The organism is Chryseobacterium pennae, assembly GCF_003385515.1.
GTDB lineage: Bacteria > Bacteroidota > Bacteroidia > Flavobacteriales > Weeksellaceae > Chryseobacterium > Chryseobacterium pennae.
The window spans coordinates 105,676-122,170 of sequence record NZ_QNVT01000016.1 but is presented as its reverse complement, the minus strand read 5'-3'; the positions used below and the strand labels follow the sequence as shown (position 1 = coordinate 122,170).

General features: G+C 30.8%; 13 protein-coding genes. All 13 read left to right on the top strand.

The annotated features are described in order from the left end of the window. Complete coding sequence (locus tag DRF65_RS16645; RefSeq protein ID WP_115971892.1) at window positions 1-606, top strand: adenylyltransferase/cytidyltransferase family protein; 606 nt, start codon at window positions 1-3, stop codon at window positions 604-606. A gap of 5 nt (window positions 607-611) precedes the next feature. Next, complete coding sequence (locus DRF65_RS16640; RefSeq protein ID WP_115971891.1) at window positions 612-1,463, top strand: isocitrate lyase/phosphoenolpyruvate mutase family protein; 852 nt, start codon at window positions 612-614, stop codon at window positions 1,461-1,463. A 7-nt stretch (window positions 1,464-1,470) separates the two neighbouring features. Continuing rightward, window positions 1,471-2,115 carry a hypothetical protein gene (locus tag DRF65_RS16635; protein WP_115971890.1) on the top strand — a complete coding sequence of 215 codons (645 nt, stop codon included), beginning with the start codon at window positions 1,471-1,473 and terminating at the stop codon, window positions 2,113-2,115. A 24-nt stretch (window positions 2,116-2,139) separates the two neighbouring features. Next, the gene (locus DRF65_RS16630) at window positions 2,140-3,006 is read left to right on the top strand and encodes an NAD(P)-binding domain-containing protein (RefSeq protein ID WP_115971889.1); all 867 of its coding nucleotides are present in this window, start codon (window positions 2,140-2,142) and stop codon (window positions 3,004-3,006) included. A 3-nt stretch (window positions 3,007-3,009) separates the two neighbouring features. Then, on the top strand, window positions 3,010-3,402 hold the full coding sequence (locus DRF65_RS16625; protein ID WP_115971888.1) for a hypothetical protein: 393 nt from the start codon (window positions 3,010-3,012) through the stop codon (window positions 3,400-3,402). Between the two features lie 2 nt (window positions 3,403-3,404). Next, entirely contained in the window at window positions 3,405-4,445 is a 1,041-nt protein-coding gene (locus DRF65_RS16620) for a coenzyme F420-0:L-glutamate ligase (RefSeq protein ID WP_123947371.1), read from the top strand. A gap of 1 nt (window position 4,446) precedes the next feature. Next, complete coding sequence (locus DRF65_RS16615; protein WP_115971886.1) at window positions 4,447-5,346, top strand: NAD(P)-dependent oxidoreductase; 900 nt, start codon at window positions 4,447-4,449, stop codon at window positions 5,344-5,346. A gap of 5 nt (window positions 5,347-5,351) precedes the next feature. Further along, complete coding sequence (locus DRF65_RS16610; RefSeq protein WP_115971885.1) at window positions 5,352-6,182, top strand: hypothetical protein; 831 nt, start codon at window positions 5,352-5,354, stop codon at window positions 6,180-6,182. Between the two features lie 9 nt (window positions 6,183-6,191). Then, window positions 6,192-6,824, top strand: coding sequence for a thioesterase II family protein (locus DRF65_RS16605; RefSeq protein WP_165852248.1), 633 nt, complete (start codon window positions 6,192-6,194; stop codon window positions 6,822-6,824). A gap of 21 nt (window positions 6,825-6,845) precedes the next feature. After that, the gene (locus tag DRF65_RS16600) at window positions 6,846-11,270 is read left to right on the top strand and encodes a non-ribosomal peptide synthetase (RefSeq protein ID WP_115971883.1); all 4,425 of its coding nucleotides are present in this window, start codon (window positions 6,846-6,848) and stop codon (window positions 11,268-11,270) included. A 197-nt stretch (window positions 11,271-11,467) separates the two neighbouring features. Next, complete coding sequence (locus tag DRF65_RS16595; RefSeq protein WP_228438758.1) at window positions 11,468-12,913, top strand: ATP-binding cassette domain-containing protein; 1,446 nt, start codon at window positions 11,468-11,470, stop codon at window positions 12,911-12,913. A gap of 204 nt (window positions 12,914-13,117) precedes the next feature. Beyond that, window positions 13,118-15,499 carry an outer membrane beta-barrel family protein gene (locus DRF65_RS16590; RefSeq protein WP_115971881.1) on the top strand — a complete coding sequence of 794 codons (2,382 nt, stop codon included), beginning with the start codon at window positions 13,118-13,120 and terminating at the stop codon, window positions 15,497-15,499. Window positions 15,500-15,510: 11 nt separating this feature from the next. Continuing rightward, entirely contained in the window at window positions 15,511-16,473 is a 963-nt protein-coding gene (locus DRF65_RS16585; protein ID WP_115971880.1) for an aminoglycoside 6-adenylyltransferase, read from the top strand. The last annotated feature ends 22 nt before the right edge of the window (window positions 16,474-16,495 follow it).

The window sequence follows — 16,495 nt, the reverse complement described above, 5'->3', positions numbered from 1 at the left end:
ATGGAAAATTTAATTCAAATTAAAGACTTAGAGAACAAATTTCCTAATGTTATTTGGGAAGGAAGATTTCAGCCTATTCATATAGGACATTTAAAATATATGGAAAAGCTTTTAAGCTTTGGTAATCATCTTTATATTGTTGTGGTAGCAAATGAACTATCTTCAGAAGTATATAAATCACCAGAAGAGTTACCTGTAAGATTTTTTTCAGAAGAAGTAGATTTTCATCATCAACCTGAAAAAAATATTTTCCCGTATTGGTTAAGATATCGAATGGTTAATGATGCAGTTAAAGAGTTTTTTAATAACACTGATAAAATTACTATTATGAGTGGTCGAAGACTTGATTTGGCATGGGATCTTTATCAAAAAGTACTTCCTCCCGAAAGAGTTTTCATAACTCCAACTAGAGATAGTTTTGAAGATACAAAGGCTAAAGCTTGGGTTTTTCTAAATGAAAAAAACTATAGAATAGATGTTAGTGATCTTCCTGTTGTATCTGCAACTTTAGTAAGATCTCTACTTGAAGAAAAGAATATTTCAGAATTGGAAAAGTACCTTTTGCCAAGTACAATACAGATGTTAAAACAAAATAATTATTTATAATAGATATGAACATATTAAAAGAAAAATTAAGAAGAAGAGAAAAGTTTTTTCTAGGAGGAGCTCATGATGTTTTATCCTCAAAGATCATTGAGAATTCAGGATTTGATGGAGTATGGCTAAGTGGGTTAGGAGTATCAGTAACCAAAAAAGGGCTTCCGGATGCAAGTATTATTACCCCTACAGAAGTAGGTGAAATATGTTTTAATATAACATCATCTACAGATATTCCAGTGATTATAGATATGGATTCCGGATATGGAAATTCGACAAACGCCTATTATTACGCTAGAGAATTTGAAAAATGTGGTGCAATGGGAGTATGCGTTGAAGATAATATATTTCCTAAATGTAATAGCTTTTATAACGCAGAGAATAAAGCTCTTGAATCTATAGACAGTATGGTTGGCAAAATAAAAGCTATAAGGTCTGCAGTTTCTGAAGATTTTTGTGTAATAGCAAGATGCGAAGGTTTAATTGTAGGACTACCCAAAGAAGAAGTTCAAAAAAGATGTATTGCATATGTCAATGCTGGAGCTGATGCCTTGGTTATTCATACTTCAGACTGGAATAAATTAATAGACTTTTTAGATACTTGGGATGGAGATATTCCATTGGTAGTAATACCAACAAAGATTCCGGAGGTTTCTCAAAAAACTTTGTTGAAATATTTTGATATAATTATTTACGCAAATCAATTGTTGAGAGCATCAATAAAAGCTTCTGAATTGGTAATGAGAAAGATTTTAAATGAGGGACTAAGCCTAGAAGTAGAATCTTCAATTTCATCTATGGAAGAGGTTTTTGTATATAATCAAATGGCACAATTAACAGAATTAGAAAACGAATATTTAAAATAATAAAAAAATGGAAATCAAAAAATTTATTGAAAAGTTAGAAAAAGAGAATGATGAATTCTTCAATCAGCAGTCAAAATGGGCTACTACCTACTGGGCTGAAAGTATGAGTAAGGAGAAAATAATTCAAGCTCTTCGAATGAGATATTGGAATGAATACGTTGGCTATGAGGTTATAGCAAGATTTATGTTTAAAGTACCGGATCCTAAATTAAGAATGCTTGTTGGAAGACAAGTGGGTGACGAAGCGAAGCATGCATATTATGTGGGAAAAAGAATTCATGAATTAGGAGGTGATTTAGGTAAGCCACTACCCGAACAAATGGAATTTTATGACACATTGGATAGTTTTGAATATCCAGAAGAGTTTTTTGCTGCCCAACAGTTTACTGTTGAGACACAATCTATGAAAAGAAATGAGCAAGCCTTAAAAACTTTAGATTCAGAGTCTGCAGAAGTTTTTAGAAAACATATAAATAATGATGAAATTTTCCATGTTAAATTAGGTTATATGGGTGTGGCTTTTTATTGTACTACTGAACAAGCGCAGGAAAGAGCAATGGAAGCATCCCGGGCAATAAGACAAAAGCATGTTAATATGTCTTTGGCTAATTATAAAATTATACAAGAATTAGATCGTGTTAGCAACAAATAATTTCAGAATAAAATCATATAGTTTATGATAAGTGTTGTTGGAGCAGGAGTAATGGGGAAGGAGCTGATAAAAATATTCAGTGAAGAGAAAATTTTATTAGGATATTATGATTTAAAATCAAAAACTGAAAATAATATCTTTTTCGATGATGCTTTTTTAAAACAATCAGTACAAGAATTGAAAAACTCATCTTTCATTATCCTTTGTTTGCCAAATCAAGATTCAGTTGAAAAGACAGTGGATTTAATTTTAAATAACTGTAATGAAAAAAATGAACGTCCAGGTATTGTTGATATGTCTACATCAAGTCCTGATTTCGCAAACAAAATTTTTGAAAAATGTTCATTAAAAGGCATTAATTATTATGAATGCCCTATGATCGGTGGGGTAAGAGCTCTGAGAGAAAGAAAGCTAAATGTCTTAATTCATAGTAATCAGCAAAACTATTCAAAGCTGGAACCTATCTTGAAATTATTTTGCGGCAAGATATATGAATTCCGAAATAGTGGAGAGCCTAACTCATTAAAATTAGTTCATAATTTTATAACGATATCAAATTCCTTAATAGCAATGCAGGGATTGGCTATATCTGACGTACTAGGATTTGATAGAGAGACTTTTTTTGATGTTATTGAAAATGGTACAGCGTCGAGTTATGTTATTAAAAATACTTTAAAAAGAACTTTGCTTCATGACGATTTTAAAGAGGGTTATAAATTAAATTTGGTTAAAAAAGACATGAAAGAAATAAACTCTTTGTTTAAAAAATGTAATCCAAATTTTGCCATTTATAAAGAAATCGTTAAAATAATTATGTCTGATTTTGATGAGGAGTTTTTAAGCGTAGACTATCCAATAATATATTCACAACTATTTAAATTAAATAATTGAAAAATGAAAAATAGCAATCTTTATAGAAATTTTAAAGATGCCCTAAATAAGGGATTAAACATTAATAATAGAGAATTATTATATAAAATATCATTTCTTGAAAAGAAGGAAATTGATAATATCTTGTCATCTTCAGAAATGGACAATATTACTGAAGATAAAATAATTCATGTTTTACATTGTATTGAGCTTATTCTTGATGAAAATGCAATATATAGTCTTAAAAAAACCTTAGATTTCGTTAATGAATTATATTCAGATCCTGGTTTTAGGATTGATGAAAACGAAGATGGAGAATTAGATGAAAAAGATATAGAGCAGTTGATAGAACTTAAACGTGAATTTGTAGAGGATGTGGAAAATAAAATTAATGTACTTCAAATGTATAAAATATGATTATGCAGAAAACATTAAACCTTCAACTTGGTTTACCAAAAAGTGAATTTACTGTAAAAAAAATATTAAAGCAAGGGGTAATTAAAGTAGGAGATGTGTTATTACTTATAGAAGATAATAATGGAATTGTTATTGAGTATTCATGCCCTATTAATGGAATTAATTTTTATCCTTTAATTAAAGAAAACGATAGAATTAATAGTGGACAAAGTATTTATACTTATGAAATTACCATAGATACTAATGTCAAATCTTATGTAGATGATAAAATTTGGGATTTAGCTATTGCTACAAATGCTGTTTTTAAAGGTCTATTAGGGTCTATGGGACAAAGTGGACAAATCGCGTCTAGAACGGTTAAATTGAAAACCGAACTAAATGTTAAAAATGGTATTGAACGATTATTAGATGATATATCAAATTCGTTTCAAAGTTTAGACGAAAATGATGGTTTACAAGATGGTGATGTAGTGGTAGTTGCAGAAAAACCCTATGCAGTTGCCCAAAATAGATTATTACCAATCAAGTATATATATGATAGGGATCCAAAAAAAATGATAGAAAGTGATAGAAAAGAATATTTAAAAGAAGTATCACTACTATTAGATTCTCCAATGGAAGAAGAAGATTTAATATTGGCCGATGCCTATACTGATGATCCTGAATTAGGTATGATGTGTACTATGGGAGCATATAACCATAATTTACTGGCTCATCTAACGGCAAAAAAAATAAGAGAAAAGACGGGTAAATCAGTCGATGTTGTGATTAGTGATACAGATACAGGAATAGATGTAAGGAAAATGATAATAGGTTGTATTACATTGGGTGCAACTCCCATAGGTGCAACAAAGGGGTTAAGTTTGTATGAATGCATGAGGGCTGCTTGTGCTGCTGAATTTGGAAGGGGATCAAAATATCGAATACCTATTATAATTTGTAAGCCGGCTGAAAGATGTAGGAATAGAATTGATATGGGCGAACATAGAGGATATGACGGTAAATTGAAATACTCCATTGAAGGAAAAATTGCTTTTGATTAATATGAAAGCATTAGTTATAGACCCTTTAAGCCCTAGTACAATTGAAAGATTAAAAACAGAAGTCAATCTTTGTTATATACCCAATTCTTCTTTGTTAAAGGTTGTTGAGCAATTAAAAGATACAGAAGTGCTGATATTAAGAAGTTCTCATATACTAACTAAAGAAATGGTTGATATTGCAGCTCAGCTTAAGGCTGTAATAAGGGCAGGAAATGGGACAGAAAATATTCCTATTGAGTATTTACAACAAAAAAATATATACTTTTCAAATATTAGAAATGTATCCGATAATTCGGTGGCTGAGTACGCAATAGGATTAATTATTTTAGGGCTAAGAAATCTATTTCCTGCATGGAAATCAGTAAATGAAGGACGATGGGAAAAGGAACAATTGATAGGAAATGAGATTAAAGGAAAAACTTTAGGGCTTTTAGGTTTTGGAAATATTGGAAAGAAAATTGCGGACTTAATTGAGCCATTGGGTGTTACTATACTATATAATAATGTATCCGGAGAAATTATGGGAAGTAATCATAAATATGCCAACAAGGAAGAATTGTTTAGGAAGTCAGATATTATTTGTATACAAATGCCGCTGAATTCTAATACAAATAAGTTGGTAGATTATCAATTATTTCAATTAATGAAATCAACAAGTATTCTTATTAATTTGTCAAGATATGAAATTTTAAATATGGATTCTTTAGAAAAGTTCTTTAATGACAGAGGAAAATTAAAAGGCGTGTACATTGATCCTTTTGAAAAAAAATATTTTGATGATGTCCAAAGATTTGTAAATCATCCAGTATATTTTTTGCCACATTTGGGAGCTAATACTTTTGAAGCTCAAGATCGCATAGGTGAAGATATTTCAAAAATTATAAAAAAAATAAAAAAATAGATACTATGATAGAATTTTTTCAAGTATTAGAGGATTATCAAAAATTTGATATTAAAAATTTGAAAAAAGTTTTGGATTGTAAATATCCAGCTTATATAATCAGAAATTTTTTGAATGATGGAACATGCTTAAAATTGAAAGAGCAATTTTTAGATATAATAAATGAAACAAACGGAGGGAATAGGGCAAAAGATTTTGTTCCCGTGCTACAGATTGGCGCTACTCAATTTAAAAAGACGTCTGTTGAATATATTGAGGAATGCAAACAAACCAAATCTAATATTGATAGGTTTTTGTCTGTAATTGAGAATGAAATAGAGAGAGAAAATTTTCTTCTAGAAAAAGAAATGGTATCAGAATTTAATAAGGAAGCTATTAGTTTTAGAGCATCAAAATATGATGAAAATTATGTAAACCGATTTACTATCAGGCAGTGGAAAAATTCAAATTTAGAAAGTTTATCCTTATTACCGCACGAAGATCTATCACAATTAAACTTGGCGAAAAATGATGATTATGAAATAGGAGATGTGAAAACAGTTGTTGCATGTAATTTATGTGTGTCAAATAATGATGGTGGAGAATTGTTGATTTGGAATTTTGAACCAGATACTCAATTAAAAAAATTATTGGGGGTCGAAAATTGTGGTTACCCTTATCCAATGAAATTATTTCATGATAAAGAAAGTATTTCACTGCAAATAAATGAAGGAGATTTATATTTTATTAATGCTAATCTAATTCATGCAGTTAAAGAAATTATTGGAGTTGAAAGAATAACTGCTGGAAGATTTATGGGTTACATTTCAAAAGATACTGTAGTGTATTGGACATAATATATGAAGATGAATCAAGTTGTTGCTTTACCATTTGGCGGAGGAAATAAATTTTCATTTAACAAGTTTAAAATTAATATTACTACAATGGAATATAATCGAGATAGTCATTCTTTGATTGAATGTTTGGTTAATGAAATTATTAAAATTAATGGACAATATTATTTGTATGGTCATAGCATGGGTGCTTTACTAGCCTATTTAGTTTGTCATAAACTTCAGGAAGAGAATTTATTTATGCCAGAAAAATTGATTGTGAGTGGAAAAAAAGCTCCTAGCATACCAAGAGAAAAAAAGATTGCTCATTTACCTGACGAAGAATTTTGGAATGAAATAATTGCTTTAGGAGGAATCCCTAATGAAATGCTAAATTATCCTGAATTAATAGACTACTATTTACCTATATTGAGATACGATTTTAAATTTGTAGAAAGTTATCAATATGAAAGGAAAACTAAACTGAATATTCCGATTGATGTCTTTTATGGTTCTGAAGAAGCTACAATGGCAGACATGATAGGGTGGAGAGAGGAGACAACAGAAGAAGTGATAATTACAAAGTTGTCAGGGGATCATTTTTTTATTCACGATCATGTAGAGTATTTTAAAAAATATTTCAATAATTTAATTTATGTGAATTAAAAGATTGATAAAGTATAAATCATGAAATACACACTTTCTCAACAAGATATTTATTTTGAACAACTTTTATTTCCGAATGAACCTATATATAATATAGGTGCCAGAATTTCTATAGAGGGTTATTTAAACAAAGAAATATTAGAACAAGCATATATTGCTTTGATACAACAGCATGATGCCTACAGATGTTATTTAGGAGAAAACTATGATAATGCTGAGATGCTGGTCACAAACAAAATCCGTCAACTTGAAGTTATAGATTTTTCGTTTGAAAGAAATAAAGAAAGAGATGTGCTGGATTTCATGCAAAAAGAGTTTAAAAAGCCTTTTAATATTGAGAAGGATATATTTTTATACCGTTTTGTTCTAATAAAAGTAGATGTTAATTATCATTATCTGTTTTCTGTTTACCATCATCTGATTACCGATGGATGGGGGACATCTTTGATGTTTACACGTTTGGTGAAAAACTATAACGAAATTCTAGAATATGGAACCATAGTTACCGAATATCCATATTCTTACGAAAGTTTTGTTGTTGAAGATCAGAAGTATTTCAATTCTCGGGAGTTTGAAAGTGATAAAGAATATTGGACAGGAAAATTCAAAAAGCTTCCTGAAAATTTATTTCAAAAGCTAAAATCTTCGGTAACAATCAATACCAGTTCCAGAAAAGAATTTATAATAAAAAGAGCTATTTATGACGGATTAACAAATCTGGCTTTGGAAACAAAGTCAAGTACATTTCATATTATTCTAGCAATTTTATATACTTATTTTGGAAAGATATCTCAAAATGAATCTATTTCAATAGGGTTGCCTGTTTTAAACCGTTCCGGGGCTAAATTCAAAAAGACTGTGGGCTTATTTATGGGAATAAATCCTTTATTACTTTCAATTGATAAGGAAGAAACTTTTATTGAGTTAGTCGAAAAAATCAAAATTCAACTAAAACAAGACTATCGTCATCAGCGTTTTCCTTTGGGGCAATTGGTGAATGAATTGGGGGTATTTAATCAGAAGGAAAGGATATTCAATGTTACATTGTCTTATGAAAAACAGGATTATTCATCTCATTTTAATAAAACAGTTACTAAAGTAGTTCCTCTCAGCCACGAATCGGAAAGAGTAGCTTTGGCACTATACATAAGAGAATTTGACGAAACGGAGAATGTGAAAATAGATTTCGATTATAATCTTAATTACTTTACGAAGGACGATATTGATAATGTTACGGAACACTTCCAGACCCTTATGGAAGAAGTTTTGAATGATTCCGGTCAAAAAATAAAGAACTTGAATTTCCTCACGGAGCATGAATGTCACCGGCTTTTAGTAGAGTTCAATGACACCGGGAGAGACTATTCTGATAATGGGACAGTCATTCAATTATTTGCTGAGCAGGCGGAAAAAGTACCGGATAATTTAGCGGTATGGGATAACAGAATAAGTTTAACCTATAAAGAGCTGGAAGAAAGATCAGACAAAATAGCAAGATACCTGGTTTCAGGTTTTGGAGAAAATAATGAACCTATTGGGGTGTTGGCTGAACGCTCTGCAGAACTCATTATACTTCTTTTAGGAATTCTTAAAGCAGGAAAGTGTTATATCCCTATTGACCCAATGCTGCCTAAAGAAAGAGTTGAATATATTATTGATCATAGCCAAGCTTCACTCATCATTATTGAAGAAGAATTGCTTAAAGAATTTGATTCCGTAGGAATATCAGATCATAATAAACAAATACATTTTATTAACAAAGAAGAACTGTTCCAATTCGATCATACACAGGTAGCGCAATTAAATCATAAAGCTAATTCTGATGATACGGCCTATATTATCTATACTTCAGGCTCTACAGGAAATCCTAAAGGAGTAGAAGTGGGACATCGGGCGCTAACGAACTTCCTGACCAGTATTCAAAGCAAACCGGAAGTTCAGGCTCATGATATTCTGTACTCGGTTACCACCTATTCTTTTGATATTTCTGTTTTAGAATTTTTCGCACCATTGATATGCGGCGCAAAAGTATTCATTGCTAGTAAAGAGAAATTAAATGATGCAGGAAAATTAAAAGAAGAGTTAGAGCATATTGCACCAACTATTATCCAAGCAACCCCAAGTTTTTACCAAATGTTGTTCAATGCAGGATGGAATGGAAATAAAGATATAAAAATACTATGCGGAGGAGACAGCCTGAATGAATTATTAGCAGAAAAACTCTTAAATCACTCCAAAGAAGTTTGGAATATGTACGGACCAACAGAGACTACCATTTGGTCAAGTACAAAGAAAATAGAAAAACCTTCTGATGCCTCCAATATAGGAAAACCAATTAACAATACCCAAATTTATATTGTTGATAAACACTATAATCTTTTACCACAAAATACAGTTGGAAGAATCTTCATTGCAGGAGATGGATTGGCAAAGGGGTATTATAAAAACGAAGAGCTTACCCAAGAAAAATTCATTGACAATCCTTTTTCAACAACGGAAAACAATAATTTCAAAATGTATGAAACGGGAGATTTAGGAAAATGGAATAAAGAGGGAGAAATAGAGTTTTTAGGCAGGAATGATTTTCAGGTCAAAGTCAGAGGCTTTAGGATAGAATTAGGAGAAATAGAAACCAAACTACAGCAATATGCAAATATTAAACAAGTAGTAGCCGATACTAAGCAAGCCAACGGAGAAAAAGTACTGGTAGCATATTATACTAAGGATGGTGAGACGAGCATAGACAAAACCGAATTAAGAGAATACCTTCAAAGCAAACTTCCGGAATACATGGTTCCAGGGTGCTTTGTAGAGCTGGATGCTATTCCATTAACCCCCAATGGCAAGATTGACCGCAAAGCATTGCCAAATGTTACAGGAGAGGATTTAATCAAGAAAGAATATGTAGCTCCCAGGAATGAGACCGAGCAAAAGCTGGCTGAAATATGGCAACAAACTCTCGGAATAGAAAAAGTAGGCATTACGGATAATTTTTTTGAACTCGGAGGGCATAGTTTGGTGGCTGGAAAAATAGTAAATAGTATTTCCAAAAAACTGAATGAAGAAGTATCATTAAAAAATATTTTTCAGAATCAAACTATTGAAAGTTTAGTAAAAGTTCTTGTAGATAATTCTAAAGAAAAAATAATAATTCATAAAGCAGAAGAAAAGGAGCTTTATGTTTTAACATCTGATCAAATGAATATTTGGCTGGCTTCTCAAAAAGAAGGATTTTCTAATGCGTATAATATGCACTCTGTTTTTGAAATAGAAGGAGATTTTGATAAGCTATTACTGGGAAAATCTATTAATACAATCATTCAAGAAAATGAGATATTAAGAACAAATTTCATAGAAAAAGATGGAGGTATATTTCAGACAATCAGAAAAGAAATCAGTTTTAAAATAGATACTATTGATATAAAAGAAGAGGATTTTTTGACATCAGTTAAAAACTATATTTTCCAAAGCTTTAATTTAGAAACAGATACACTCCTCAAGGCAGCAGTCATTAATTGTTATGATAAAAAATATTTTATATTTCTTACCCATCATATCATTGTTGATGGAATCTCTTTGGAAATCATACTTAACAGACTTATCGAGATTTATAAAGGGAAAGCTGTAAATGTGACAAGTGGCATTCAGTTTAAAGATTATTCGGAATGGCAGCATAGGCAAAGCAATTTTCAGGCTGGCTCAAATATTCAGAAGCTTTACTCAGAAAATAGCATACAGACGAAAGTTTTTTCTGATAGCCAGATTCCGGGAATGGTAAAAAGTAAAATCTTTCATTTATCCCCAGACCAGTACAGTGAACTGAGAAAAATTTCAAATAATAACAGAACAACCGTATTTTCCTCTGTTCTTACCATATTAAGCGTAGTCCTAAATAAAATATATCAGCAGAATTCAATCTGTTTAGGAAACGTCTTTAACGGAAGGAATTATGCTCAGCTGGAAGAAGCAATAGGAATGTTTATAAAAACCCTTCCTTTCAGACTTTCCATAGAGGAGAAGCTTACTTTTAAAGCATTGGCAGAAAAAACCCGGGATACCTTACTGCTTTTGGAAGAGAATAGTATGCAGCCTTTCATCAGTAACCTTAATGCAATGACCGACTTTTTAGTTGTTTATCAGCATTCTGATGTACTGTCAAAAGAAAGCATCGGCTTTGGAACATTTACATTGAAAAAGAAAAAGATACATTTTACATTATCACGATTTCCGGTTGTGTTCAATTTTTTTGAATCAAACGGATTGAAATGTGAGGTGGAATACAGTGAGAACATTGATGAGACCATATTGGAGATAATCTGGGAAAAAATGATGCTTATGATTGACTGGGTAACTGAGAATACAGAAACGGTTATAGAAACGGTAAATCTGTTTACTCATAAAGAAATACAGATAAGCCGTTCCGTGGACATTGATTTTGATTTTTAGATCAGGAAATATTATTTTATAAATACATTATGATAAAAATTAAGAAAACTTATTTTTTCTTTCTTGTAATATACTCACTGGCAAATACATTTTTGACGTTAGGAATTTTATATATCATTAACAAAATTGTAGCTAATAAAAATTTTATCCATAGCGATCTTGCCATACCATTTTTTTCATTTATAATATTTTCATATTTGCTGAATATTTTTTTTCAGAAAAAAATTATCAGAATTTCATATGATTTTGTTTACGACAACGAAATAAATATTACCAATAATCTAAAAGCTATATCTTTAAGTCGCTTGAATTCTTTGGGAACAGAACGTATACATGGAATATTAGAAGATATAAGAGTATTTATATTTCTTCCCGGTGTTATTACCAATACATTCAATTCGGTGCTGTTGATACTTTTGTGTATTGGATATCTTTTTAGCCTTTCAGTGATGGGGGCACTTATTATTATTGTAATGATTGCAATAATTGCGTATATGTATTTTTCAATGAGTAAAAAATTATCGGCTCAATTACTAGGTCTCAGAAACAGCAATGATGACTTTAACAAATTTACAGAGGATATATTACAAGGATTTAAAGAATTGAAAATAAGTGCTGCAAGACGGTATAATTTATCATACAATTTTATTATTCCTAATAGAAATGCTGCCAAAGAAACAGATATATTTATAAGCAACAGTTTCAGTGCCATTAATGTTCTTAGTCAATATGGTCTCTATTTTATTTTTGGAGTAATTCTTTTTGTATTGCCTTTCATTGGAATAGTTTCAATAGAGAAGGTTGTTTCATTTATTGTGATTTTACTATTTATGTCGGGTCCTATCAACAGAATTATCACCATGCAGAATCTTTATATGAGAATAGGGGTTTCTCAAAAGAGGATAAAGAAGTTTTTAAAAGAAGTGGATATCAGTATCACATCAGAGAAAGAAAATATTGTTTCTTCCACTGATTCATTCAATACTTTGGAATTTGTAGACTGTGTATTTCATCATAACTCATTTACACTAGGACCGGTTAATCTCAATATCAAAAAAGGAGAAGTAATATTTATTATAGGTGGAAACGGCAGTGGAAAAAGTACATTCATTAATTTGCTTACTGGTTTATACGCTCCTTCAGAGGGAAAGGTTGATCTGAACGGGAAAAATATCCTGAATAATATAGAACGTTATCAGAATTTGTTATCTGCCATATTTACGGATAATTATATTTTCTCTCAGAATTATGATAATTACAAGCTTGAAAAGAACACTAAATATATTGAGTATCTTAAAATGATGAAAATGGATAGTATCATAAAAAATGATGATGACTCTTCAGTAAGGAGAAAATTTTCCAAAGGGCAGAGTAAAAGGGTATCCATGATTCTTTCCCTGCTAGAGGAAAAGCCCTTGTTGATATTGGATGAATGGGCAGCGGATCAGGATCCGCATTTTAGAAAGTACTTTTATGAAAATCTTATTCCTGTCCTTCGGAAGGAGGGGAAAACAATTGTTGCGGTTACTCATGATGACAAATATTTTAAGCATGCTGATAGAATTCTGAAGTTTGAGTACGGTAAAATCATACAGGATATTACTGTGAAAAAAGAAGACGATGTAGCAATAGTAAATATTTAATTCCATAAAATAATTTTCCTTAAGTATTCCAACGAAAATATATTAGAGAAAATTTTATCATAAAATATTCATTGTAAGATTTAGCATAAAACAAAGTCTAATGTAAATAGGAAGGAATACTTAAGTATAATGCTATTATAAAAAGAGGTATAAAAGATATACCCGCACTATCGAATAAATATTAATTTTTTAAATCTGAGTTAAATGAAATTTTTTTTAATAGGTTTCTTATCATTATTTTGTAACTGCATATATGCGCAGTACAAAATAACAGGAAAAATTCTTGATAAAAATAACAAACCTCTGCCTTTTGTTGAGGTAAAAGTTAACAATACCACTGTCACCAAAGTTTCAATTACAGATAAAGACGGGGTTTATACAATAAATAATCTTTCGGCTTCAGATTATGAAATTACAATCCATATACTGTTATCCAAAGAAATTAAGAAAAGTGTTACGGTTATAGATAAAGATTTGAATTTGGGCATTACATATATAGAGGAAGTAAAAGAAAAAAGCATACAGGATATCTTCATAACCGGGAAGAAAAAGCAGCAGATAGAACAGAAAATAGACCGTCTGGTAGTGAATGTTGAAGGAACTCCGATAGGAATTTCAGGAACGGCTTTAGAAGTACTTCAAAGATTGCCAGGAGTAGAGATAAGCTCTAATGGCGGTTCCATTACACTCAATGGAAAATCGGAAGTAGGAGTATTGATGAATGATAAATTAACAAGAATTCCCATGTCTTCTCTAATTCAGATTTTAAGCAGTACCAATGCAAAAGATATCGAAAAAATAGAGCTTATCTCCAACCCGCCGGCAAAATACGATGCAGAATTTACGGGAGGGCTAATCAACATCAAGCAAATTAAAAAAAACACCGATGGTATGAACGGAAATATTCTTGCAGGGGTAGGATATGGAAAAAAAGATAAAGAGAAATTTGGAGTCAACTGGAATGCGCGGAGCAATAAAATAAATTTTTATGGGGATATGAATTACGACAGGAATAATACCCCTAGAGCCTTTACCAATTCCGGCACGACCTTCTCTAATCAGTCTGTCATCACCAATTTTACCGAAACATACAGAGATCCCGTTATTACAGGATATTCAGGAAGATTTGGGTTAGATTATTACATCAATGAGAAGCTGACGTTTGGAGTGTTGGTGAATGGTAATTTCAGTAATTTTAAGCAGGATGCCAACGGGTTTAATCTAAGAAACAGCCTGAATAAAAATTCCTACACAAACTTGTATAATGATGAAGATAGTGACAGAAATTTATTTACTTCCAATTTAAACCTGAATTATAAAATAGATTCCCTGCAAACAATAAATTTTGATATGGACTATTTGAACTACAACAACAAAGCACCTAATAATTATAACAATCATTATTTTGATGAAAACGGAGCTCTGGAAAGGAATGAAATATTTTCTGTTACAAAGAACACTCCAGTAGATGTGGGAGTGGGAAAAATAGATTACTCAAGGATACTTAGTAAAAAAGTTAAATTAGATGTTGGTGGTAAGTATACCTATTCAAAACTAAGTAATACTGTATTAGTTAATAGCCTTATTGATGGGCAGTATGTTCAAAATAATAACTTAAGTGAAAAATCAAACTTAATTGAAAATATATCAGCTACATATTTGTCAGTAGATTGGGAGGCTAATGAGAAAACGGATGTTAAAATCGGGTTGCGTTATGAACACTCTATGCAACAGCTCGATTTACTAAGTACCGGAAATGCGTTAGACACAAAGCTAAGCGAATTTTTCCCGTCATTGTTTTTTTCAAGAGAGATTGGGAAAAAATCTAGTTTGCAAGCATCTTATGGAAGAAGAGTATCAAGACCGACTTATTTTGATCTGGCTCCCTATGTATTATTTTTAGACCCTAATACTTTTTATTTTGGGAATATTAAATTAAAACCTTCAATTAGTAATATTTTCTCCCTAAACTATAAATTCCAAAAATATCTAGTAAGCGTAGAATATACTCATGAAAAGAACTCAATTGCAAGATCTCAAACAGTTTTCTTACCTGAGTCTTCTCAACAACTTTTAACATCACTTAATCTTGATTATTTAAATACTTTAACCTTTTCAATAAATACTCCTATAAAAATCAATAAATGGTGGGAGATGCAGAACTCCTTTCAGGTCTCATACATTAATCAGAAAATTAATGCCCAGAAAAATAATGATACTTTTTTTATAATACGGACTACACAGACATTCAGTTTGCCCAAAGATTTTTCAATTCAGATTTTTGCAGCATATAATTCCGACCGTTTGTCAGGTGTAAGTAAAATTAAAGAATATCAGAGAGTGAATCTTAGTATAGATAAGAAAATAAAAAAATGGAATAGCACCGTACAACTAAGTTTTAATAATATATTCGATCAGAACTACAGCTTTGAATCTTTGGAAGCTTACAGCAGTTCTTTTGTAAAATATAGCTATGAACCAAGAATCATTAGATTAACCTATACTTATAATTTTGGAAACTCAAAAATTAGTAAACAAAGAAAAAGAGAAGTTTCTTCAGAAGAGATCAAAAACAGATTAGATTAAACGAAAGAATAATGCTTACAGAAAGAATAGAACAAATTAATCAAGGAATAGAAAAAGTACTTAATCACAATCAAGATATCAAAGCCCTTATATCAGTTGGTAGTTTCTCGCAGGGACATATGGATCAGTTTTCAGACATAGATATGTATGTATTTACTACAATACCAAAAAAATATATGAATCATATGAATGATAGTTGGATTTCCCACTTGGGCAATATCATTTCAAGGAGGGTTTTTAGAGATTTTGGCGAAGGTATTGATAAAAATAAAATAATCTTGGATAATGGATTAATGTATGACATAACGATCGTAGACTTATCACGATTCAATATGATTAAATACTATTTCATGTTGAAAAAATACAAGTTGATCCGCATATTACCTAGATTTTTAAGAAGATTTTTAGAAGGAAATATTATTAAATTTTATAGTACAATACAAAGGGGATATAAGGTACATAGGGATAAAATTAATTTGGAAAAAATTCTTATTGATGCCATTAATTTTTCAAAAACGAAAGCAGTTACACTGACTGAAAGACAATTTTTGAACGGATACAATTTTTTTTGGCAATCCTGTTATACTGCTTCTGTGAAATTAATTAGAGAAGAGTTTTATTATACACTGCTTGTTTATGACTATTATTTGAAGAAGGAATTAATATGGATGATTGAACAAAAATGCCTGTTTGAAGATAAGGAAAAAGATGTTTATTATAATGGCCAGAAAATTAGACAATGGGAAGGAATAGATGTATATAGAAAACTCTATGATACATTATTGAAGGAGGATATAATTTCTATGCAAAATGCTTTGATACAGACGGCAGAGCTTTATCAAGAATATGCAGGAATAGTGGCAGCTAAAAATGGATTCAAGCTTAATGTTGAGTTTGAAAAATTTGTATTAAACTTTATTAAAAATGTAGCAATTCCAGAACGTGAAAGACAGCAGGAATTTTATAGAAATTAATTATACCATGGTAACGGAATTT

Coding starts and splice junctions, on each gene's coding strand:
- DRF65_RS16645 (WP_115971892.1), top strand. CDS start 1: ATGGAAAATTTAATTCAAATTAAAGACTTAGAGAACAAATTTCCTAAT.
- DRF65_RS16640 (WP_115971891.1), top strand. CDS start 612: ATGAACATATTAAAAGAAAAATTAAGAAGAAGAGAAAAGTTTTTTCTA.
- DRF65_RS16635 (WP_115971890.1), top strand. CDS start 1,471: ATGGAAATCAAAAAATTTATTGAAAAGTTAGAAAAAGAGAATGATGAA.
- DRF65_RS16630 (WP_115971889.1), top strand. CDS start 2,140: ATGATAAGTGTTGTTGGAGCAGGAGTAATGGGGAAGGAGCTGATAAAA.
- DRF65_RS16625 (WP_115971888.1), top strand. CDS start 3,010: ATGAAAAATAGCAATCTTTATAGAAATTTTAAAGATGCCCTAAATAAG.
- DRF65_RS16620 (WP_123947371.1), top strand. CDS start 3,405: ATGCAGAAAACATTAAACCTTCAACTTGGTTTACCAAAAAGTGAATTT.
- DRF65_RS16615 (WP_115971886.1), top strand. CDS start 4,447: ATGAAAGCATTAGTTATAGACCCTTTAAGCCCTAGTACAATTGAAAGA.
- DRF65_RS16610 (WP_115971885.1), top strand. CDS start 5,352: ATGATAGAATTTTTTCAAGTATTAGAGGATTATCAAAAATTTGATATT.
- DRF65_RS16605 (WP_165852248.1), top strand. CDS start 6,192: ATGAATCAAGTTGTTGCTTTACCATTTGGCGGAGGAAATAAATTTTCA.
- DRF65_RS16600 (WP_115971883.1), top strand. CDS start 6,846: ATGAAATACACACTTTCTCAACAAGATATTTATTTTGAACAACTTTTA.
- DRF65_RS16590 (WP_115971881.1), top strand. CDS start 13,118: ATGAAATTTTTTTTAATAGGTTTCTTATCATTATTTTGTAACTGCATA.
- DRF65_RS16585 (WP_115971880.1), top strand. CDS start 15,511: ATGCTTACAGAAAGAATAGAACAAATTAATCAAGGAATAGAAAAAGTA.